The 19,908-nt window shown below is 61.2% G+C and carries 17 protein-coding genes and 1 tRNA gene; 5 read left to right on the plus strand and 13 right to left on the minus strand.

The window, feature by feature from the left end; translation table 11 throughout:
- Nucleotides 1–37: 37 nt before the first annotated feature.
- From BGE01nite_RS15930 to BGE01nite_RS15960, 7 genes are all read right to left on the minus strand, one after another.
- Nucleotides 38–946, minus strand: coding sequence for a hypothetical protein (locus BGE01nite_RS15930; protein ID WP_146851480.1), 909 nt, complete (start codon nucleotides 944–946; stop codon nucleotides 38–40).
- Nucleotides 947–975: 29 nt separating this feature from the next.
- Nucleotides 976–1,830 carry a hypothetical protein gene (locus BGE01nite_RS15935; protein ID WP_146851481.1) on the minus strand — a complete coding sequence of 285 codons (855 nt, stop codon included), beginning with the start codon at nucleotides 1,828–1,830 and terminating at the stop codon, nucleotides 976–978.
- Between the two features lie 8 nt (nucleotides 1,831–1,838).
- Nucleotides 1,839–2,708 carry a MotA/TolQ/ExbB proton channel family protein gene (locus BGE01nite_RS15940; RefSeq protein WP_218033005.1) on the minus strand — a complete coding sequence of 290 codons (870 nt, stop codon included), beginning with the start codon at nucleotides 2,706–2,708 and terminating at the stop codon, nucleotides 1,839–1,841.
- Nucleotides 2,709–2,747: 39 nt separating this feature from the next.
- Nucleotides 2,748–3,398, minus strand: a complete 651-nt coding sequence (locus BGE01nite_RS15945; protein ID WP_146851483.1) for a DUF4190 domain-containing protein — start codon at nucleotides 3,396–3,398, stop codon at nucleotides 2,748–2,750.
- On the minus strand, nucleotides 3,395–6,397 hold the full coding sequence (locus BGE01nite_RS15950) for a coiled-coil domain-containing protein (RefSeq protein ID WP_146851484.1): 3,003 nt from the start codon (nucleotides 6,395–6,397) through the stop codon (nucleotides 3,395–3,397). The genes BGE01nite_RS15945 and BGE01nite_RS15950 overlap by 4 nt, the downstream gene beginning before the upstream one ends.
- Nucleotides 6,398–6,447: 50 nt before the next feature.
- On the minus strand, nucleotides 6,448–9,075 hold the full coding sequence (locus BGE01nite_RS15955; protein ID WP_146851485.1) for a GAP1-N2 domain-containing protein: 2,628 nt from the start codon (nucleotides 9,073–9,075) through the stop codon (nucleotides 6,448–6,450).
- Nucleotides 9,076–9,228: 153 nt separating this feature from the next.
- The gene (locus tag BGE01nite_RS15960) at nucleotides 9,229–11,016 is read right to left on the minus strand and encodes a hypothetical protein (RefSeq protein ID WP_146851486.1); all 1,788 of its coding nucleotides are present in this window, start codon (nucleotides 11,014–11,016) and stop codon (nucleotides 9,229–9,231) included.
- A 263-nt stretch (nucleotides 11,017–11,279) separates the two neighbouring features.
- Between BGE01nite_RS15960 and BGE01nite_RS15965 the strand changes: the two genes are divergently transcribed.
- Nucleotides 11,280–12,146 carry a hypothetical protein gene (locus BGE01nite_RS15965; protein WP_146851487.1) on the plus strand — a complete coding sequence of 289 codons (867 nt, stop codon included), beginning with the start codon at nucleotides 11,280–11,282 and terminating at the stop codon, nucleotides 12,144–12,146.
- Nucleotides 12,147–12,300: 154 nt separating this feature from the next.
- Here BGE01nite_RS15965 and BGE01nite_RS15970 read toward each other — a convergent pair whose 3' ends face one another.
- The 3 genes from BGE01nite_RS15970 to BGE01nite_RS15980 all read right to left on the minus strand — a co-directional run bounded on the left by BGE01nite_RS15970 (nucleotide 12,301) and on the right by BGE01nite_RS15980 (nucleotide 14,680).
- The gene (locus tag BGE01nite_RS15970) at nucleotides 12,301–12,720 is read right to left on the minus strand and encodes a VOC family protein (RefSeq protein WP_308741217.1); all 420 of its coding nucleotides are present in this window, start codon (nucleotides 12,718–12,720) and stop codon (nucleotides 12,301–12,303) included.
- A 111-nt stretch (nucleotides 12,721–12,831) separates the two neighbouring features.
- Complete coding sequence (locus BGE01nite_RS15975) at nucleotides 12,832–13,326, minus strand: hypothetical protein (protein WP_146851489.1); 495 nt, start codon at nucleotides 13,324–13,326, stop codon at nucleotides 12,832–12,834.
- 22 nt (nucleotides 13,327–13,348) lie between these two features.
- A complete protein-coding gene (locus BGE01nite_RS15980; RefSeq protein ID WP_146851490.1) occupies nucleotides 13,349–14,680 on the minus strand; it encodes an AI-2E family transporter in 1,332 nt (443 codons plus the stop codon).
- Between the two features lie 120 nt (nucleotides 14,681–14,800).
- Between BGE01nite_RS15980 and BGE01nite_RS15985 the strand changes: the two genes are divergently transcribed.
- Complete coding sequence (locus BGE01nite_RS15985; RefSeq protein ID WP_146851491.1) at nucleotides 14,801–15,394, plus strand: HAD family hydrolase; 594 nt, start codon at nucleotides 14,801–14,803, stop codon at nucleotides 15,392–15,394.
- A gap of 107 nt (nucleotides 15,395–15,501) precedes the next feature.
- Nucleotides 15,502–16,320: a cysteine peptidase family C39 domain-containing protein gene (locus tag BGE01nite_RS15990; RefSeq protein WP_146851492.1), complete on the plus strand. Its 819-nt coding sequence runs from the start codon at nucleotides 15,502–15,504 to the stop codon at nucleotides 16,318–16,320.
- Between the two features lie 20 nt (nucleotides 16,321–16,340).
- Here the strand turns inward: BGE01nite_RS15990 and BGE01nite_RS15995 are convergent, their stop codons facing one another.
- From BGE01nite_RS15995 to BGE01nite_RS16005, 3 genes are all read right to left on the minus strand, one after another.
- The gene (locus BGE01nite_RS15995) at nucleotides 16,341–17,333 is read right to left on the minus strand and encodes a Fic family protein (RefSeq protein ID WP_146851493.1); all 993 of its coding nucleotides are present in this window, start codon (nucleotides 17,331–17,333) and stop codon (nucleotides 16,341–16,343) included.
- An 83-nt stretch (nucleotides 17,334–17,416) separates the two neighbouring features.
- Nucleotides 17,417–18,238 carry a sugar phosphate isomerase/epimerase family protein gene (locus BGE01nite_RS16000; protein WP_146851494.1) on the minus strand — a complete coding sequence of 274 codons (822 nt, stop codon included), beginning with the start codon at nucleotides 18,236–18,238 and terminating at the stop codon, nucleotides 17,417–17,419.
- Between the two features lie 160 nt (nucleotides 18,239–18,398).
- Nucleotides 18,399–18,599 (minus strand): DUF4032 domain-containing protein, encoded by a 201-nt coding sequence (locus tag BGE01nite_RS16005; protein WP_146851495.1) that lies wholly within the window; start codon nucleotides 18,597–18,599, stop codon nucleotides 18,399–18,401.
- 158 nt (nucleotides 18,600–18,757) lie between these two features.
- Here BGE01nite_RS16005 and BGE01nite_RS16010 point away from each other — a divergent pair.
- Together BGE01nite_RS16010 and BGE01nite_RS16015 are read left to right on the plus strand one after the other, a co-directional pair.
- Nucleotides 18,758–18,832, plus strand: a tRNA-Thr gene (locus BGE01nite_RS16010).
- Between the two features lie 17 nt (nucleotides 18,833–18,849).
- Entirely contained in the window at nucleotides 18,850–19,908 is a 1,059-nt protein-coding gene (locus tag BGE01nite_RS16015) for a hypothetical protein (protein WP_146851496.1), read from the plus strand.

A 19,908-nucleotide genomic window follows, 5' to 3' on the forward strand; every position in this document is an offset into this window, starting at 1 on the left:
TTCGCGAGCATCGGTGCTTATGGCGTAACCGTAAGTGCTACAAAGGTGCGGGCTTGCTGCCGGTGGCGCTGAAGATGAGCGCGCGGTGCTCGGTGCAGAGCTCGAGTCCGTATTCGAGGCCGAGCTCGAAGATGATTTTCTTCAAGTCCCGGAAGGTGGTGAAGGAGTCTGGATACACGTAGATGGTCAGGTAGCGATCCTTGCCGAGGAGATGCGGCAGGAGCTCGCGCAGGCGGCGGGCATCTTTGGCGGGGTTCAGACCCTGGCCCTGCTGGACCATGGCGGTGAAGGTGCCGTCCGCCGCCGTCGCCTGCTTCACGTAGGGGGAGGGGCTGCCGTCTGGATTGTAGAGCGGGAAGACCTGACCGTAGCGCAGGATGACCGGGGCCGGAGGCTTGTTGACCTCACGCTCACGCGGGAAGCGCAGCTTCTCAACCTTCAGGTCGTTCACGCTTTCGAGCTCCAGCTGGAGATCTGCGAGCTCCTTTTCCAGCGCGGCGTGGCGCTGGCGCGCGGCCTCGGTGTCCTTGTTCATGATGCCGAGTTTTCTTTCCAACTCCTGATCCTGCTCTCGCAGACGGGCGATCTCACTGCCGGAATCCCGCAATTTTTGTTCGGCCATCTTTCCTGCCAGCTCGTCCTGCCGCGCGCGCTCCTGGCGCTTCACCTCGGCGGTCTTTCTGAGCGCGAGCAGCTCTGTGATCAAGGGGCGCGTGGATGGATCGTCCTCGCTCTGAAGCTGGGCGCGCAGCTTCTGCAGACCGTCCAGCTCCGCGCGTGCGTGCTCGAGACGCTTCTCTTCCAGGATGCCGGCCTCGGGCTCGACCGGGCCGGTGCTTTTCTTGACATCGCCCTCGCCATCTTCCTGCATGGTGACGACCAGCAGGCAGGCGATGAGCACCAGGGTGCCCAGGAGGTCACACAGGGTATCCAGAAGGAGATCCATGTTATCGGAGGACAGCTGCTGGAACTTCCTCATGGCTTTTTGATGACAGGTGGAAGGTTGCTGAACTCGATGTCGGCGTCCTCAGGGACGACATCATAACCGATCTGAAAGCCCTCTGTGCGGGCGCGCTTGGTGAGCATCTCAAAGTGCGTCGTGCCGGAGGGTTTGAAGTAGAGCACGACGTAGTGCGTAGCCGGTGAGACCGCGCGGATGTATTTCACGAAGTCATTGATGGACCCTGAGGCTGCCGGCGCGCCATCTGAACGCTGCATGCGGATGAGGGAGCCCTGGACGAGCACGAGCACGGGCTCCTTGCCGCTGCCGTCTTTCTCAGGGATCAGTGAGATGACGTTCCTGCGGTTGTTCTGACGCTGCAGTGAACTCTGCGCGTCCACCAGCTTCTTCTCCATGTCCAGGATGTCCTTGTTGATGCCGGAGGAGAGTTTTTCGCCGTTGTGCATGGAGGCGCTCATTTTCTCCAGGCGTGAGAGCAGCTTGTTCTTTTCCGCGCGCAGCTCGCGGTCGCGGCCGGTCGCGTCCGCATCACGGTCCAGTCCTGGCAGAGGCTTCGCATCAAGCTCGGCGATGGTGCTGGTGAGCTGGCCGATCATGCGGCGCAGGGTGGCCTCGTCATCCGAGGGACGGCTTTGATAGTCCGCCACTTCGTTTTTGAGAGATTCGATGGTGGACAGCATCGATTTCAAATCACCATCGCGCTTCGGATTCGGTTGCGGTGAGGTGGCCTCTTTCGGAATGATGTCCTTCACACACAGCGCCAGGAACAGCGTGAGCACGATGATGAAGCCCACGGTGCCCGTGATCACGGACTGGAAGCCGAAGAAGCTCACGCCTCCCGTTCCGTGGTTGCCGAATCGCTCTCTCATGAAACGTGTTAGTGGGCGGCGAGGCGCAGTTTGCCAGCCACGTTCTTATGGCAGATTTCGTTGCAGGCATCGAGGAACTCCGACTCGCGTGTCTGCAGCCAGCTGATGATGAGCTGCAGGACGAGGGCGCAGAGGAGGGCCACAAGCGTGGTTTCAAAGGAGGTGGCGAGACCGGCGGTGACGGACTCAAGAGATTTGCGCAGCGCCACCATGTCACCTCCGGCACGCAGCGTGGCACCGAAGGCGCCGATGGCCTGGCCGAGACCAAGCACGGTGCCGATGAAGCCGAGCACCGGGATGGCCCAGAGGAAGCCCTGAGTGAGCGCGTAGCTGGAGGAGATCTGCGCCTCGTCATTCTCCGCCTGGATCTTCAGGATGGCGGCGACATCCGCCGTGTGGCCGATGTTGTGGAGATTGGCGAGCGCGAGGTCGATGCGGTTCAGCAGGATGAAGTGGTTCGGATTGTCCACGATGCCGCTCATGCGCTCACGCAGAGCGCGGGCGGTGGCCGGAGTGAGCTCGAAGTCCGGCTGCTGAGGCATCAGTGGAAGCGCCAGGGCCTGCTGCTGGACGGCGAGCTTCCGCCATTTGAAGAACATCATGGAGAGCGCCCAGAAGAAGAAAAACATGGTGGGGTAGGGGCAGGGGCCGCGCTTGGTGAACATGTCCAGCAGCCACTGCAGGTCCGCGGAAATGGTGACCGACAGGTAGAGCCCCGCGTAAAAGACCACCGTGGCCACCACGCCGATGATCATGGAGAGAAGTTTGTTAGGTGCGGTGAAGCGCCCTGGGGAAAAGCCGATCCGGCGCTCCGGGTCCTGGCGTGACCAGTTCAGGAGCAGCATGGGGGATGAGGCAAAGGGGTTGGCGGACGGCATTTCAGGCATGTTGCGGCGGAGGAAAAAGGGTGGCCCAGACTAGGAGTCTCCGATGGGGAAGACACGATAAAAAAGCGCGGGGGCAAAAAGCGAGCTGAAGGCGGCCAGGGCGATCAGGGCATAACCAATGATCAGGGCACCGATGGCCAGGCCCCGGCCTTCCAGCGAAGGCTGACGCCGGATCTGCCGCAGCGCGAGGTGGCCCAGGATGATGCTGGGCAGCCAGCTCACCAGGTTCAGATAGGGGACGAAGCTGGCGCAGCTGATGACAAAGGCCACGACGGCGAGCCAGCAGGTGAGCGGTGTGTTTTCGGCCGGCAGGTCAGCGCTGAGCTCCACGCGGCCTGGGGTGGCGCCTTTGACGAAGACGGGCGGCGGCCTGCCGAAGAGGTTCGGCTTCTGCACCTGGATCTCGAAACCGAGCGTGCGCTTCTGCGCCAGGGGCACGAACTCGGCAGGCTTCTGCGCTTCCTTCTGGCGCAGGCTGGTGCCGAGCTCCGCCGCGCGGCGTGCCAGGTCCGCAGCATCCACTTCCTCCAGGTAGTCGCGCAGAGACATCCACTCACCCTCCACGCAGATGCGGTAGAGGGAGTGAATGGTTCCGGCCTCGAGCGCCTCGCGGATCTGTGCGAGAGACCACGGGCCGACTGCGCGTCCCCGCCATTGAAGCTGATGCTGGGTTTCGCTCATGGCTTCATGAAGGGGGCCTCGATGACTGCGGATGGAGCCTGGGCTGGAGCGGTGGCGGTGCTGGAGAGTGTGCTGTGGTAGGTGCTCAGGAGCTGCTCGCGGTCCAGGGGCAAATACAGCACCGGGCTGAGGGGCAGGGCCTCGGCTGGCGCTGTCTTGGTGGCGGCGGGAACGAGCACCGGACCGGCCTTCCCCAGCAGCCAGAACTCTTTCGCGCTGCGTGAGTTCGTATTCAGCGTGAGGGTGCGGTCCACCTCCACGTAACCGCCGAATCTCACGCCTCCGGCCACCACCTGGGAGATCAGCACACGGCGTGCCTGCGCCTCTTTTTCATAGGTCCGGTCGTGACGTGACTGGAAGAAGGCCTCCAGGCTTGCACCCAGCGAGCCGCGAACTTTGGGGATCATCCAGTCCTCGCCGCGCAGGGGATAGGCGCCTACCAAACGATGCAGCTCCATGAGGTCGGCGCGCAAGGTCGGCGCGAGGTGCATGCCCCAGGCGAACGGGCGGTCCCGGGTGAGACGCTCCAGCTCGAGCATGACATAAGCCTTGGCCAGCGCGGGGGAGGTGGTGTCCGCCATCAAGCGGTCAAACACGGAGAGGATGTTGCGCTCGAAGCGCTCGCCATTCGCGTCCGTCATGCGGTCGATCTGCAGGTTCTGGATGAGCGTGCTCACGGCAGCGGGTTTGGAGGAGACAACACTCTGGCCCTGCGCGCTGCCACCGCCGATCACGAGGCGCTTGTATTCACCACTCACGAAGGCGGCTCCCGTGTCCTGCGGATGAGCATCATAGACCTTGCCGTTCCAGCGGTGCTGCGTGTCACCCACGCGGCTTTCACTGAGCTGCCCGATGGACCAGACGCTGCGCCTGCCACGGCCGGTCGAGTGATCCTGCACGATGTGTTCCCACACGTTATTGAAGCTGCGGTCATCCCGCAGGCTGAGCAGGACCTTCAGATCGTTCTCCTCAGGTGTGTCAGGGTGGAGCCGGGCTCCGGCCACGTCTTCCACGCCTGCCTTCCAGGTGGCAAGATCACCGCCGGTGAGCAGGTTCGCCAGGAACTGCTCCTCGGTCGGCAGCGCGGTGTGCGTGCTGGCCGCAGGTGCTGCCTCGACAAAGCGGATGGACTGCCATTTGCCGAGTTCACGGCCGAAGTCTGCCAGCGTGGCGGAAGCCAGGGTGGCCTCACGGAGGCTGGCAAAGTTGCTGACCTCTGCCTTGAAGTCATCCACCCGCTGACGTGCGGACTTGAGCTGGGCCAGGAGGTCCGCAGGAAGCCGTGTAGTGGTCTCCGTGGCGGCCTGGGATTCCAGCTCGGCGATCTGGGTGTCCAGTGTCTGAACGGCTGTGGCGACCTCGGCCGAGGGGCGCTCATAGCTGAGTTCTTTCTTGGACATGGTGGCGATGGTTTCGAGCTTGCGGCGCGCATCCGTGCTGCGTGTCTCACCCAGATTCACGACCATCAGCTCAGCCTTCGTCTTCAGCGTGGTGAGTCTCTGGCTGGCGGTGACGGCGAGATCTCCGGGAAGCTGGCCGATGAGCTCACGTGCGGCTTCGAGACGCTTCAGCACCTCTGCGGGCTGGAGGCCGGAAAAGTTCTGCGCGGCAGCCTTTTCCAGTTCGGAGATGGTTTGATCGGCATGGGAGGCCACGCCCTGGGACTGCCCGACCCAGGCTTCCGTTTCCTCGATCTGGGTCTTGAGATAAGGCCAGTGCAGAAGCGTGGGATGATCCTGCTTCAGGCTGGTGGAGAGCTTGGCCGCAGGCCCGGCCAGCTGGCGCACACGGTAGCTGATCAGGTCCAGCGCATAGGCGCGGGCCTGCCAGCCATGCCATGCCAGGGCTCCGATGCCTAACAAGAAGGTGAGTAATGCGGCGGTGGAGAGCAGGGTGCGGTTCCGGCGGCCTTTCTGGGCGCGCTCCAGAGAGGTGCGGATGCCCTGGCCTGTCTGGCGCAGCTTGGTGAGAACATCATCAGAGACCGGCAGCGCATAGCTCTCCAGCTCACGCCAGCGGCGGATGAAGTTCTCATCCAGCTTCGAGGCTTCTCCGAGTCCAGGCTGTGTGCCGGTCATGAGGCGTGTGCCGGCCTCCTGGGCAAAGCTGACAAAGCTGTTCAGCGTGCGGTTGAAGGCGCGCTGGCGCTCGGCGGCGGCGCTTTCACGGCGCGCATAGGCGGCGGCGGTCTCCATCTCGGTCTTCTGGCCGGTGGTGAGCTCCAGTCCGTGGGCCTCGATGAGCTCCTGCAGTCTCTCGCAGGTTTCCTTGGTGGCCTGCCAGTCACTCGCCTGCCGATGCTGCTCTACCTCTTCGAGCAAGGCTGGCACCTTCTCCCCGGCCTGACGTTTGCGCAGGGCGCGGCGGATGCCTTCTGCCTGCGCGATCTCGGAAGAGACGGTGTGTTTCTCCGGCGGGAAGGTGGCGGTGATTTTCTCTGCCAGCGTGGCGATGCGTTCCTCATCATCCGTCTTCAAGGCGGAGCGCAGCAGTTCCAGCGTGTCCTGCCAGTTTTTGTTCTCCAGACGCTGCAGCTCGGAGCGCGCATTTTCGTCACCGGGATTGAGCCTGAGAATGGTGCGGATGATGCGCAGGGCCTTGTCATCCTCACGGGAAAGCACGGCGGCGCGGAAGTCCTTGTAAAGGGGATGGTTGGCCGTGACTCCCTGGGCATAAAGGCGGTCCAGGGCCTGCACTGTTTTGGAGTCCAGCTTCGGAGCGATGGGGAGCTGATGCGCCTGGCAGAAATCCATCCACGCCTTTTCGCTGCCAAAGCTGAGCACGGCGATGAGGTCCAGCAGGGGCGGTTCCTCCTCGGCAGCCTGGATGGCCTGATAGTCACTGCCTTTCTCCAGCATGGCAGAGATGCGGTGGAGGCGGGTGGAGGCCTCTGTGCAGAGACGCGCATAGGCTCCGGCAGCATTTTCCACAGCGCTGGAGACGATGCCCGTCTGCAGGGTGGAACGCAGAATGTCGATGATGTCAGAGGGAAGCTTCACGGCTGGTAGGGGGAAGAAAAGGGGGCTGGACCATCATGGCGGGGCTGGTGCTAGGGGCCGGAGAGGATCTTGATCTCACAGAGGCGGCGCCTGCCCACGGAGAGGGAGTAGATGCCCGCAGGCACACCCAGGAATGAGGTGTCCTCAGGCGCGGCGGCCTTGCGGTCTTCCTCCAGCTGGAGGAGGCGCTGCTGGCGCGCGGTGAGGGAGTCATCGAGACGGCGGAGAGAGTCTTCCTTCTGCTGTTTGGCGAGGTTGCCTGAGTCGATCATGGCGCGGCGCTGATCATCAATGCGGATGCCCTGGCGGAGGGACTCGATCTCCCTGTCCAGCTCAACCAACTTTGTGTTTACGGCGCCGTTTGGCGCGGTCGCGGCCTCGGATTCGACGGCCACGTTCCGGCCGTCATCCCTCAGCTGGAAGCGGCGGGTGGGATCCTCCACATGCTGGATGCGCAGGGGCGCGCCGCCCGCGATGATGATGCGCTGCAGCCAGCGGGAGGAGGCCTCATCCAGCAAGGTGCGGGTGCCTTCACGGCGGTCACGGAAGGTGAGCTCGGGTGAGGAAGGCCAGGCATCCACCAGTGGTGAGGCCATGGGGAAGGCGATGACCTCGAAGAGCACCCTGACACCGCGGCCGTCCCTGGCGATGAAGCGCGTGGCGGTGGTTTCATCCGGCAGCTTGCTGAGGCGGAACTGCCGGAACTCCAGGGTGCTGGAGTCATTGAAGCTCTTCCGGAAGACTCCAGGAGCTCCCAGCTGCTTCCAGCGAACGAGCTCTGACTCGGCGCTGCCTGCCGGGCCGATGTGAATCTGCATGTCTGGCAGGATGGGCAGCGTGGGCAGGGCATCCAGCGCCTTGGCCAGAGGCATGGAAGGGGTCTCGATCACGATGTAGCGGATGTGGGTGGAGGCCAGGCCATCCGCAGGCTGCGCGGGTTCCTCTGGTTTCGCCGGCGCGGGTTCGGCGGCGGGCATGACAGGCGCGGGTGCAGGGGCCTTGGCAGCCGCCAGCGCGGCATCCAGCTGCTTCTGCGTGAGCTGGCGGAACCACACGGGTGCATCTGCGGACTTGGTGGCACGTTCGAGAAGGTCGCGGTCACTTTGGACCAGGGCGGCGGGCAGCTTGGAAACGGCGCGCCAATGTTCGACCCAGGCGGCGTTCTCACCCGTGCGGGTGAAGTCGATCAGCTCCAGCCAGTCATGGGCCTCACCTTCAGGCGCAGCGGGATGGGCCAGGGTCCTCAGCACCTGCTCATGGATTTCCCGACGCAGCACGTCAGGCTGCTCCGGTCTCATGGCGAAGGCGGGGGTGAGCTTTTGCCAGTGCTGGTCCAGTGCGACGGATGCAGCCTGAGCCGCATGGAGGATCTCAAGCGGCTGCCTGCCTGACCAGGCGCTGTCACGCACGGCGCGCTGGAGCTCACGCTGCCAGGAGGTGAAATTCTGGAGCATGTCCATGAACTCGTCCTGGGTGTTTTCAGGGCGGGGAATGTCCAGCATGCGCAGCGGCTCGCGGATGGCGATGGTGAGCTGCTGGAGAGCCTTGGTATGGGAATCCAGCAAGGCGGCACTGCCCTCGGCCTTCAGCCAGTTCCGGGTGACGGAGAGGTTGAGCCTGTGCTTCTGCCAAAGCTCATCCACGGATCGGGCGACGCTGACGGCGTCTCCCCCCTGGGCGCCGGAAGGCGATGAGCTCAGCGAGGGCAGCTGCGGCACCAGAATAAAGGCGGCGATGCCTGCCGCGGCGATGAGCACTGCCGTGACCACGAACGGCCACGGCGAGCGTGATGGACGTGCTTTTGGTTCGGCAAAGATGGGCGGCAGGGGACTGGCGGGAGCCGCGGTGGCGGACGCAGGGGCGGCGGCTGATGCCATGACTGGCCGCAAGGTGCTCGCGGCGGAAAAAGCGGTGCTGGCCCTGGCCTCGGAGAGCTTCGGCGCGGGCAGGCTCTGCGGGTCCGTGAGATCAAAGGTGGTGCGCACTGCCCCCTCCGCCTGCTGCCTCAGAGGCGAGGCCGAGCTCAAGGCCACCCAGCGCAGTTCCGCGAGGTCATCCGTGGGTTCGAGATGGGTGGTGAAGGTGACGAGCCAGGCGGCGGTGCCGCCGATGGTGGCGAGGGATTCCTGGTAGAGGTCCAGCGCGCCATCCTCACCGGGAAGCAGCAGGCAGCAGCGCTGGGCCTGCGCGGGGAGGAGAGCGTTGGAAGCATCCTTGGTTAGGTTTTGCCAGGCTCCGGTGGCAGGGCTGCGGCGGAAGCTGGTGAGGGGGACCTCCTCATCGGGCTCGAAAAAGCGCGGTGCGTCACTCCAGGCGGTGCGCCAGCGCATCTGGCGCAGGATGTCTACCGGTGTGAGGCCTGCCTCTGCGGCGGCGCGGGCCTCACGCGCATCGGCGATGAGGTGATGCGCCAGATGATTCGTCCGCCCGGTGTAGTCAGAGCCCGCATCCCGGATGCAGCTGAAGACATGATAAGAAGCTGCGCCGGCATTGATGATGCGATGACTCAGCACCACACGGCGGGCGCTCAGGCCGGAAAGCCGCGCAAACTGCGAGACACGCTCCACCGCCGCCATCAGCAGGCCGCTCACCGCGCGATGCCGCGCCACCGTGCCGAAGCCGGTGCGGCCAGCCTCGATCAAACGAGGCGCGCTGGTGTAGATGAGCTGGGAGGCCATGGGGAAGTTAACGGTGGTTTACAGTGGTTGACGATTGTTTACGGTTGTTGGCAGAGGCTGAGAAAGGTCGTGGTGGTGATTTTGGTTAGGCTTCAGGGGCTTGGAAAACTACTGTCAACCATCGTCAACAACCGTAAACCATTGTAAACTTCTCTACTTCTTGGTCACCACCTCAGGCGCGAGCTGGGAGAGGACCCAGAGGGAGGGGACCTCGACCTGCTTCGGCTGGATGGAGCTGGGATCTGGGCCGATGCGGACGTGGCCTTCACTGTCCGTGAACTGAACGGGGGAGCAGCCGAGCGGACTCACCGCGAAGTAGGCGACGTTTGATGAAATGGCCTCGGCATTCGCGACGATGGCCGGGCAGAGGTCTAACAAAAGATCACGCAGACGGTTGGAGTTCTGCTGGACGTTTTCAAGCAGCAGGGCGCCTTTTTCCACGGAGGGCAGGAGGGGGGCTTCACCGAGCAGGTGCTCCCAGGTGTCGCTCTTGCCGATCATGACCGCGAAGGGAGTGTCGATGGTCTGGCGCGAGTCGAGGCCTAACACGTTTTTGATGCGCACTTCCGTCTCGGCAAGGATGACGTCCTGCTGGTCGAGCCGGCGGCTCTGGATCTGCGGGTCACGGATGCCGCGCAAGCGCTGGCGGAACTCGGTGTTATGCAGCGGATCAAAGAGGAAGAAGATGCCCGATGCCACGGCGATGTGCTGCGCGCCGGGGGAGTCGGCGCTGTTGCGCGTGGGCTCGAAGTGCTCACCGGCATTGTCATAGAAGACGAGGGCGAAATCCGTGTCGTGAGCGCGGCTGCGGGTCAGCTTGAAGACGAAGGGTTTCGGCAAACGAACTTTGCGTCCCTGGCGCGGCAGTGTCTCATAGAGCATGCCTTCCAGTTCGGTCTTGGCCAGGAAGGCATCTTCCGGCGTGGAGGCGGAGAAGAGCTGCGTCCGCATCTGGGTGAGGATGACATTTTCGGAAGGGTCCGCATCCCGGAAGGTCACGCCGAAGTTCTGGTAAAGGCTGGTCTGCAGGGTGCGGGTGAGCACGCTGAGGTAGTAGCTTTTGCCCGAGGAAGGTGCGCCGACGATGGAGAAGATGTGGTGCGGCGTGTCCATGAAACCGGGAGGCAGCTTCCGGCGGCAGTGAGGGCAGGCGAGATCGGGGGCGGAGAGGCCCATGGCATCCAGAGCCTGTCCTCGGTCATTGAAACGGGTGGCATGGAAGCGCTGCATCGCATCCTCTCCCAACAGCGGATCTCCGCGCAGGGTGGCATGCACGGCGATGTTCATGGCGTCTCCACGGTCGAATTTGAACCAGCAGACAGGGCAGGTGAACTCACCATACTCCATGTTCACTGGCTCGGAGTGCACGGCCTGCACGAGTTCCTCCTGCTGGACGGGGGCGCTGTTTGCCGGGAAGACGTGGCGGATGTCCTTGACGAAGAAACCCACGTCATGGAGGCCGCCAGGCATGGCGATGTTGTCCTCCGCCTGCTCATCGGACTGGCGGCGGATGTGCTGGCCCATCTGGTCATGATCAAAGGGGCCATACCACTGGCGCGCCTGAGAATCGTAAAAATGCCAGAAGGGGTCGATCCCGAGATCACTCCACTCCGAGGCATCTGCAAGCGCCTTGAAGGCCAGGGCCTCACCGCAGGAGAGGAGGGTGTGCTCCTCCCCGAGGTGAAGGGTGAACTGGGTTCCGGGAGCACCATCCACCAGGGAGGTGCCTGCCGAGTCGGCATGGAGGGTGATCTCAAAGATGTCTCCACGCTGCTGCACGGTGCCGAGCACGGGAGGGCAGGCCGGGGCGTGGGTGCGGAAGTCTGCGGCGGCACTGGCCCCGAGAATGAAAGGCGTGGTGGCGACGACCGTCCGCTCCCCCGTGGCGCAGTTAAGAATCCCAACACGGGGCGTGAGCGAGCGTGGACGAAGGCTGGTCATGACTTGGGGGAAAGGTTGTCAGGAGGGAAGCCTGAGAGGGGCTCAAACTCACCGAATTTATTCACATCCTATTTTCGCCGAGGGCAGCCGGTTGTCTGCCCTGGAAGTGTTAAGGGAAGGTAAAGGTTGGCTTACAAAAGTGGCGCGGAGCGCTACCTGGGAGGCTTTTGAATAGCTAGAACGAGTGAAAAAGACTTGAAGAAGGACCTGTTTCAGGGAATTATTTAACTTATCTGAATTATTAACATCAGGCTAGAATCCCCATGAAAATCACTTCGCTGCTCGTCTTCCTGGCTCTCGGTATCACCACCGCGACCTCCTTTGGGCAGTGGGGTGCACCTGCGGCGGGCTCCGGTCTGAGCGGTGCGCCGACGATGCCTGCGCCCCCCACGCCGCCGACTCCGCCTCCAGGCATGGATGGCGGTGCTTATGGTGGCATGTCTCCCACGCTTTCCGCTCCCACCATGGGCTCCCCCTATGCCGGGCCGACCATGGCTGACCCGTATGCGAACTACAATGGCTACCAGCAGCCGGCCCAGACAAACAGCTGGGGCAGCACGGTGCAGCAGAGCATGGGTGGCAATGGTTCCTCGATCCTGAACTACCAGTATGCTGAGGCCTTCTACCGCTATGTGTCTCCGAAGGAAGACAAATACAACGGTAGCCATGGTCTGGGTGTGGCTCTCGTGATGCCGCTGCCGACCATCTTCTTCCTCAAGGGCACCTTTGCCTGGACCAGCGGCAGTGGCGAAAAAACGGCCAAGGCTGCAGCGAACGCCGACTATGAACTGTCAACGATCACCATCGGTGGTGGTGCCTACATGCCGATCACGCAGAAGCTGCACTTCGTGGGTGAAGTGGGTCTCGTGTATGCCAACTTCCAGGCTGATGGCGTGAACGCGAGTTACACCGACGGCGGCATCTATGTGCGCCCGAGCATTCGCTACCAGGTGGTGGACTGGATGGAGTTGCAGGCCGGTGTGACGGTCTCGAGCACGGATGACTATGACTCGAAGGTCTTTGATGTGCTGGGTTACTTCCGTGTCTTCCCCATGCTGGACCTGAACATCGGCGCTGACTTTGGCGATGTCACCCGAGGCTTCCGTGCCGGTGCCCGTCTCCGCTGGTAAACAAACTTTCCGTTCTGAGTTTTCTCCCGACTCACCTCAAGAACAAAGTGGCCCGCCTGGTGCATCCCAGGCGGGTTTTTTGTTGGGGTGTTGGTTAGGGATGGAGCGAGTTACGCCATACGCCTCTTACCGCGCCACTGCCTGCATCCGCTTGTCAGGCGTTTCGTTTGTGGATGCCAATTCTATTGCCATCTGGATCGAGAATGAAGGCTCCGCGACAGATAGGACTCTGAAACGGCTCTCCTAGAAAGGTGACATGGTGCTGTTTCAGATGAGCGATGGCCTCGTCAAAATCCGCTACTTCCAAGGCGAGTGCGGGGCCGTCACTCGACGGCTTTAGCATGGGTCCGCAGCCGAGAAGGAGCGTGTGTGGGCCGACTTCAAACTCGCATGACATCTGACGCTGCGTTACACATGTGAGTCCCAGAACTCCCTCATAGAAAGCTCGGGCTCGGTTCATATCCGTGACGGGGTATCCGATGAAGGCAAATTCTGTGATCTTCATAATGGTGCATGGTTTAAAACGACTGCTGTTTATACGACCAGCGAGGCTTCTCGGCTGTGGGTCCAGCATGAGGCCACCAAGTCACTGCTGCATTCCTTGCCCAACGTTCCAATCACCCCAGACCTCGGCAGTCTGACGACATGCCGCTACCTCACCAGTTTCGTGGGTTGATAGTGACTGTCATGGCGTAGATGAATTTACGGGTAGCTCAATTTCCGGAAGTTTGTCAGAAAGCTTTCGACGAACATTGGGCAACAGTGTGGCAAGTGAGTATTGAGCGATTACCTCGGTGTCACGAATAATAGCAATATGGCCGCTAATGCCGTAGTGCCCTCGTTTGACGAATAGACTTTTATGACCTCCAGCAGGAAACATTCCTCTTAAAACAACACGACCTTCATGATCCGTAATCGCAGAGAGACGGTCGGTTTCTGCAGATTCGAGCAACACCCTCCGACTGTTATTGTCCTGTGCCAGGAAACTCTCGAAGTTGTTGTTCATCATCAACATCACGCGCACGCCTGACTTGGCGGATCCGCCTGGGAAGGTCACAACACGAATTGGAACATCCTTCCAAATCGCTCCATCCCAAATTAGGACAGTTCCGAAAGAACCAAGCCACACTAGGAAGGCCAGGCTTAGTAGGCAAAGAATTGTGCTGATGGGGTGTTTCATGGAGCGTCATGTGATGACACGCTCACGTCGTTAGTTTCGCCCCACCAATCGTCTTCGGAGCGAGCCGAGCTCGCCAGATGTAACGTTGGAAGAGGACCTTCACGCTGGCGGTCATGGGGACGGCGAGGATGGCGCCTAACAAACCACCTAACAACAGGCCCCAGACGAGGACGCTGGCGATGACGGTCATGGGGTGCAGGCCCACGGCCTCACCGACGATGCGCGGGGTGATGAAAAAGCCATCAATCTGCTGCACGACGATGAAAATGACGGTCACCGCGAGCGGGAGTGCCCACCAGGGATCTCCGGGGATGAGGGCGCTGCCGCCCTGCACGGCGCCGATGATGACAGCGGGGATCCAGCAGATGGCGATGCCGAGATAGGGGATGATACCGAGAACACACAAGGCCAGGCCGATGAGCAGGCCAAAGTCGAGCCCGATGACCATGAGTCCCAGGCCGGTGGCGATGCCATTGATCACACTGACAAAGAGCTGCCCGCGGAAGAAGGCGATGAGGTAGCGATTGATCTCCGTGAGACAGGCCACGACCTCGTCTTTAAAAGCACTGGCCCGCAGTGGCAGGTAGTCCGACCACTGGCGCTTGATCTTCGCGCTCTCGATCAGGAAGTAATAAAGATAAAGCGGCACGATGATGAAACCGAGCATGAAGCCGAAGATGCCGAGGAAACCACCCACGCTGCTGCTGACAAAGCGCCAAATATTTCGAAGCACGGTGGGCAGGGTGGTCTTCACCCACTCGCCGGTGAGCAGCGTTTTGAAGTCGATGTCAAACCCCGCGATGGCACTGTCTTCGGGGGTGGATGCAGGCTCGGCTGGTGATGCCGTGGCGGCAGCAGCGAGGGTGGCTTCAGGAACTGTCGGCGTCGTGGTCGATGCCGGAACGATGGGCGGCGGAGTGGTCGTGTCCGTGGAGATGTGTGGAAGCTCGATGCCATACTCCTTCTCGAGTTTGGTGGCGAAGCTCAGCGCTGCCTCACGCGCCTTGACCGTGTAAGCCGGAATCTTTTTGGCGAGATTCGAGGTCTGCTCGCCGATCTTCGGCAGGATCCACAGTCCCAGGCCCACGATGGCCGAGGTGAATAGGATGAAGACCAGCAGCACAGCATTGTGACGCTTCACGCGCTTCCGTTCCAGCCAGGCCACTCCGGGCTCCAGCAGATAGGCCAGCACACCGGCCACGGCGAAGGGCACAAGGATGGGCTGAAGAAAGGCCAGCACCTGGGTGCTGAGGTAGATGAAACCGATCGCGAGTGCGCCGATGATGGCGATGGAGAGGGCCGTGACGGCCGTCCAGAGCATGTTTCTTTGAAAAGCCGTCGGGATATTTTTCATGCGGGGAGAGTGCGCTGCAAATAACGTGCCCGTTCTACGTGACCAGTGGGCGGAGGCCCATTACAATTTCAAGCTCTTCTTGCACCCGACTCATCCCCGGGTCACGTCTCATCACCCTCCATGCTTCAAGTTCCTGACCAACCCTTCAGCGGCCTCATCTTCGACTGTGACGGCACTCTCGTGGACTCCATGCCCTTGCACTACAAGGCCTGGGTGGCCTCGCTGGATCATCATGGCGCCACCTTTCCATTCACGGAGGACTACTTCTACTCGAAGGCCGGCATGCGTGAGCAGGATGTGGTGACGCTGCTGAATGCGGAGCATGGCACGAATGTGGATGCCGAGGCCGTGGCGAACCATAAGGCCAGGCTGTTTGAAGAAATCATCCCGCAGGTGGAGGCCATCCGCCCCGTGGCTGAGTTTGCCCGCTACATGCATGGCAAAGTGCCGATGTCCGTGGCCTCTGGCAGTGAGGAGCACATCGTGCGCGGCTGCCTGAAGGCGAACGACCTGCTGCATCTCTTTGATGAGATCATCATCACCCCGCGCCTCGTCGCAAAGGGCAAGCCAGCACCGGACATGTTCCTGCTCGCCGCCGAGCGCATGGGCGTGCCTGCGAAAGACTGCCTCGTGATTGAAGACGGCCAGTCTGGCATCGACGCCGCGAAGGCCGCCGGGATGAAGTGGGTGTTCGTGCCGCGGACGCTGAGGTGAAGGTGGGGCAACCATCCTGGTTGCCGGCTTGTCTCTGCCAGCTGGAAGCTTGCACCACCTTCTGAAAAGGCTTTACCTCGGTGGTTCGACTGTTCTTTAAGTCTTCAGTGCTTTCGTTCGCCCTCATCAATCCACTCGCGCATGTCAATCCGCTGGGCGTGCTGGCTGTTATCACGAGCTGTGTCGTCTTCGTGGTTCTCTACCGAAAGGTGAGGCATCTTCCCGAGAAGGTGCGCATGCTCTGGCTGGCGGTGCTGGCACCGCTTTCGCTGCCAGCGATCAGCTTTGCTGTGTATTACAGTCACAAGCTGCCTGAGTGGGAGTGGTTCTACACTCTGCGCTCGTATCCCGGCACGGAATTGCTCGCGGTCTTTCTCGGAGGTGCTGCCGGTGTTGTTGCAACGTTGGTTGGGCGACGGTTGCGTCTCGTATTCCTGCCGTTGCTTCTCATTGTTACCGCCGTGCCTTACATCAAGCCGCTGATCGGCCCCATTCCGGAAGCCATGTTTCAGGAGCGTTCGTTGAAGGGCGCTGCACTTCAAAGCACACCTTCCACCTGTGGTCCGACCAGTGTGGTGAACATCTTGAACCGTCTCGATATGGCCGCCAGCGAGCGTGATATCGCCCGCGCAGCCTTCAGCTACATGGGCGGGACAGAGGCGTGGTATCTCGCCCGTTATGTAAGGCAGCGTGGACTGACACCACGCTTTGTGTTTGAGCCAACGTTCACTTTGGAAGCTGGGTTGCCGGCCATGATGGGTGTCCGCTTCCCGGGAGGAGCGGGGCATTTCATTGCGGTCCTAGATCTTGAGAATGATCACATCACTTATGTGGATCCGCTGAATGGTGAAGCCAGACTGCCGTTGGAAGAATTCCTGCGCAGCTATGAGTTCACCGGGTTTCACATGGTGGTGAGACGTGAGTGAGCAGAGCGGGCTCGTCCTTTTCAGGGATGCCTGACGAGTCGATATTTCTGCTGCGGACTGTTAGGCTTGTCCGGCAGCGTGGGCTCGACGAGCCTGGCCGCGATCGCGGGTTGCAGATAGTTTTGGCGGAAAGTGGGACGATGAGAAAGCTCCAGATGCTTCATGCATTGCTGGGTTGTCATCGGACCCTTGGCCAGGCATTTGAGCAGTGCCTTGACTTGATCGGTAACTTGATCGGTAACTTGGTCGGTTGAGGTAAGTTCTTCGAGGGCCTGAAGCAGCGCGGACAGCAGGAACTCGATGAAGATGGTGGAATTGCCTGTCTTGTCCGAAGCCGCAAGAGCCGCATAATAAGCGGATTGACGTTCCCGGATGACTGTCTCGACTGGAAGCCAGGCGAGCAGAGGCTTCCATCGGCTCAGGATCAGAGTCTGCCAAAGACGGCCCATGCGGCCATTGCCGTCTTCAAAGGGGTGGATAAACTCGAGTTCGTAGTGAAAAACGCAACTGGCGATCAGCGGATGCTCGTCCGTTTGCTTTAGCCAAGAAAGCAGATCATTCATCAGTCCGCGCACTCGATCAGCCGGTGGAGCCATGTGAACCAATTGGTCCCCCTGGGCGATAGCCACACCTTTCCGCCGGTAGGCTCCTGGATGGTCCACCAAACCGCGGGTCAGCAAACCATGCGCGGCCAGCAGGTCCTTTGAGGACCATGGCTTCCAGGTTTCCATCGCTTCGTAGGTGGTGAAGGCGTTGCGCACCTCCTGGATGTCTTTTGGAGGACCCAGCACCCTTTTACCAGCCAGGACGGACGTTACCTGATCAAGAGTGAGCGAGTTATTTTCGATGGCCAGCGAGGCATGGATCGTCTTGAGGCGATTTGCCCGTCGAAGAGCAGGTGGCACAGGCTGCCCATGCCGCTCGGCCAGTTGCCCCATTTTCTCGCCGATCTCAGCCACCAGCGCCAGCACGCGTGTATTCAGGGTGTAGGGAGGCTGGTATGTCTGGCTCATTCAGTCAGAAGAAATGTTGGGCACACGTTGGTCTTTGCAAGCTCACCACACAGACGGTCTTTGGACACACGAACTGTGGCAGCTCAAACACATCCATACAATTCGTTATACGAATCCTTGATCATGCCCAGCCACTCGCCCTGGTCCATGGACCAGTAGCGGTTGGAGAAGATCTCCACCTCGCGGTGACCGGTGAAGCCGGTGGCGTCCACCCAGTCAGAGATCTGGCGGATGGGGATGCAGCCTTCACCCATGAGACCGCGATCATTGAGGAGATCGGTGGTCGGGGTCTTCCAGTCACAGATGTGGAAGGCGAAGAGACGGTCGTTTGCGGCGGTGAACTGAATCTGGTGCTGAAGCTCCGGGTCCCACCAGATGTGATACACATCCGCGGCGATGCCCACCTGGGCAGGGGAGCCGAGCGCATCACAGATGTCATTCGCCTGGCGCATGGTGTTCACGGCGCTGCGGTCGTCCGCATACATGGGGTGCAGGGGTTCGATGCCCAGTTTCACCCCTGCAGCCTCAGCGTCTGGCAGCACGGCGGCGAGACCGTCCGTGATCTGTTTACGCGATTCCTCCAGCGACTGTCCGGGCACGGCGCCGCAGACTAGCACGATGAGCGGAGCGCCGAGCTTATGCGCCTGTTCGATGCAGCGGCGGTTGTCATCGATGGCTTCCTGGCGGGAGGCGGCGGTTTTGGCCGGGAAAAAGCCTCCGCGACAAAGGCTCACGATGTCCAGCCCTGCATCCTTGGCCTGCTTGCCCACGGCAGCGGGATCGCGACCGTCCAGATTGTAACGCCAGAAAGTGATGCCTCCGGCTCCAGCTTCGGCATAACGACGAATGCAATCCTCCGTGCTCCAGGGTTTGGTCGTGATGGTGTGGATGCAGAGGCGCTTCATGGGAGAAAGAGGTTGGGGGAAGGGAACCGAAGCGTCGGCGGGACGGGGTGGAGTTTAAAGTTTAAAGTTACAGGTTCCAAGTTTTGCCGGGAGTCATGCCGCATGAGCGGCTCCCTCCGGGAACTTGAAACTTTCAACCTGAAGCTTGTAACCCCCCGTCCTATTTACCCACCGGGTTCTGACTTCTTCCCCGGCGCCAGCCTTGGCGATGTTTGCCCACCCACTCGGTGAGAGCGCGCTCGAAGCCGATGTCCTGTCCTTCCTTCTCACTCACCAGCCACTTGTGGCGGTGGATCTCGGCCAGTTCGGCCTGAAATTCAGAGTAGGGGGAGGATTCTCGGTTCGCGTTCGAGTGGGGCATGAGGGCTGGGGGGCTTAACAAGAAAACGTCTGGTCGGCGAAAGTCATGCGCAAGTTTCCTCATCCGCCCCGCCAAAAATTCTCCCCTTCCTGGAGAGAAAGAAAATGACAAGCCTCTGCGTGCCGCTATATCGTTTGGCTCGTGTTCCCCTCGCACGGGCCGAAGTAGCTCAGCGGTAGAGCAGCGCATTCGTAATGCGCGGGTCGCGGGTTCGATTCCCGCCTTCGGCTCCATTTTCGAGAAGAGAGCCATGTCCGACCGTCCAGCACCGTCCCGATCCAGCCGCCTGCGGCAGAGAGAGGCTTTGCTCAACGGCATCGCCAAATTGATCGGTTGCGTGGCTCTGGTGGTCACAGTGGCTGTGGTTTTTTATGTGACGGTTACCCAGTTGGACCGGCAAAGCCCGAAGATTGATCCGGCCTATCTGGATCAGACCGATCCCGTGACGGAGCATTCCTGGTCAGGGACAGGGCAGCCGCCGTCGGCTCAACAGAGCAGCCTGTCCCGCCCGGTGCTTTCCAGTCCTGAGCCCCTCTCCGTGGGGAGGTCGGCGGAGCCTTCGGGCATGGCCGTTCCAGCCCCGGTGCGCGGGCCGAGTCTGACGGATGCTCTCCCAGGTCCGCAGGCCAGCCCGTCCCCGGCGGGGCTGATGGACATTGAGAAGAAGCGTTCCAAGATCGAGGCGGCCACCCATCGCTTTTTCGCCGCCACCACGGTGACGGAGAAGGCGGCAAGCTCCCGTGACACCGCCCGTGTGGCACCCTTGATGGAGGTCTACTACCAGAAGCATATCCTCAGCGTGGGCAAATGGCAGAGCCTAGGCTGGGTGACTCCCATGGATGAGCCCGGTCACCGCCTGGCCTATGCCCAGACCCTCTTTACAGACACGGAACCTGTCTGTGTCATCATTGAGGAAACGGAGGACGGCACGGTGCTGGTCGACTGGGAAAGCAGCGTGCGCTACGGTGAACTGGAGTGGAAGGACTTCCTCTCCAAGAAGCCCGGGCAGCCCACCCTTTTCCGCGTCATCGCCTCCAGGCCCGCTCCCAATTCTGAGGCCCAGCCACAGGGCAAAGAGGAGGTCATCGAGCTGAAGCACCCGGCCGGGCAGGGCACCGTGGATGCGTATTTTAACCGCGACGACCCGCAATTTCATTCACTTCTGGAGCAATTGAGGCTTGGCAACTGGACGAACGTCCCGCTAACCTTGCGACTTTGTTACCCAGGACCGACTTCCAGCGCGAGGGCCGTCCGGATTGCAAGCATCGAAGGAAAAGGCTGGTTGATACTTCAAAACAGAAGGAGCTAA

Origin of the sequence: Prosthecobacter gellanilyticus, from assembly GCF_007992435.1 — a bacterium.
GTDB classification, from domain to species: Bacteria; Verrucomicrobiota; Verrucomicrobiia; order Verrucomicrobiales; family Verrucomicrobiaceae; genus Prosthecobacter; species Prosthecobacter gellanilyticus.

Coding starts and splice junctions, on each gene's coding strand:
- BGE01nite_RS15930 (WP_146851480.1), bottom strand. CDS start 946: ATGGATCTCCTTCTGGATACCCTGTGTGACCTCCTGGGCACCCTGGTG.
- BGE01nite_RS15935 (WP_146851481.1), bottom strand. CDS start 1,830: ATGAGAGAGCGATTCGGCAACCACGGAACGGGAGGCGTGAGCTTCTTC.
- BGE01nite_RS15940 (WP_218033005.1), bottom strand. CDS start 2,708: ATGCCGTCCGCCAACCCCTTTGCCTCATCCCCCATGCTGCTCCTGAAC.
- BGE01nite_RS15945 (WP_146851483.1), bottom strand. CDS start 3,398: ATGAGCGAAACCCAGCATCAGCTTCAATGGCGGGGACGCGCAGTCGGC.
- BGE01nite_RS15955 (WP_146851485.1), bottom strand. CDS start 9,075: ATGGCCTCCCAGCTCATCTACACCAGCGCGCCTCGTTTGATCGAGGCT.
- BGE01nite_RS15960 (WP_146851486.1), bottom strand. CDS start 11,016: ATGACCAGCCTTCGTCCACGCTCGCTCACGCCCCGTGTTGGGATTCTT.
- BGE01nite_RS15965 (WP_146851487.1), top strand. CDS start 11,280: ATGAAAATCACTTCGCTGCTCGTCTTCCTGGCTCTCGGTATCACCACC.
- BGE01nite_RS15970 (WP_308741217.1), bottom strand. CDS start 12,720: ATGCTGGACCCACAGCCGAGAAGCCTCGCTGGTCGTATAAACAGCAGT.
- BGE01nite_RS15975 (WP_146851489.1), bottom strand. CDS start 13,326: ATGAAACACCCCATCAGCACAATTCTTTGCCTACTAAGCCTGGCCTTC.
- BGE01nite_RS15980 (WP_146851490.1), bottom strand. CDS start 14,680: ATGAAAAATATCCCGACGGCTTTTCAAAGAAACATGCTCTGGACGGCC.
- BGE01nite_RS15985 (WP_146851491.1), top strand. CDS start 14,801: ATGCTTCAAGTTCCTGACCAACCCTTCAGCGGCCTCATCTTCGACTGT.
- BGE01nite_RS15995 (WP_146851493.1), bottom strand. CDS start 17,333: ATGAGCCAGACATACCAGCCTCCCTACACCCTGAATACACGCGTGCTG.
- BGE01nite_RS16000 (WP_146851494.1), bottom strand. CDS start 18,238: ATGAAGCGCCTCTGCATCCACACCATCACGACCAAACCCTGGAGCACG.
- BGE01nite_RS16005 (WP_146851495.1), bottom strand. CDS start 18,599: ATGCCCCACTCGAACGCGAACCGAGAATCCTCCCCCTACTCTGAATTT.
- BGE01nite_RS16015 (WP_146851496.1), top strand. CDS start 18,850: ATGTCCGACCGTCCAGCACCGTCCCGATCCAGCCGCCTGCGGCAGAGA.